Below are 361 nucleotides of genomic sequence, written 5' to 3' on the forward strand. Positions count from 1 at the left end.
GTGAGGTAATCGTCGGCGCCGCAGCGCAGCCCGGCCACGCGCTCCTGCACGCTGCCCATGGCGGTGAGCATCAGCACCGGCAAGGCGAGGCACTCGGCGCGGATCTGCTGGCACAGCTCCATGCCTGACTGCCCAGGCAGCATCACGTCGAACAGCGCGAGCTCGAAGCCACCCTGCCGCAGCAGCGGCAGGGCGTCTTCGGCACTGCCGACGGCGGTCGGCGTATAGCCCTCCGCGCGCAGGCCGCGCAGCAGGAAGTCGGCGACACGGGCGTCATCCTCGACGATCAGCAGAGTCTTGCTCATGGGCCGACCTCTGCCGCGCCGATGGGCAGCGCGATGCTGGCGCGCAGACCGCCGCC

At 71.2% G+C, this 361-nt stretch carries 1 protein-coding gene; it reads right to left on the reverse strand.

All coding sequences use genetic code 11. The annotated features are described in order from the left end of the window. The coding region (locus tag FLQ44_RS21280; protein WP_147695969.1) for a response regulator at positions 1–305 on the reverse strand (305 nt) is incomplete at its 3' end. Between the last annotated feature and the right edge of the window lie 56 nt (positions 306–361).

This window comes from Vogesella mureinivorans (assembly GCF_007644035.1).
GTDB classification, from domain to species: Bacteria; Pseudomonadota; Gammaproteobacteria; order Burkholderiales; family Chromobacteriaceae; genus Vogesella; species Vogesella mureinivorans.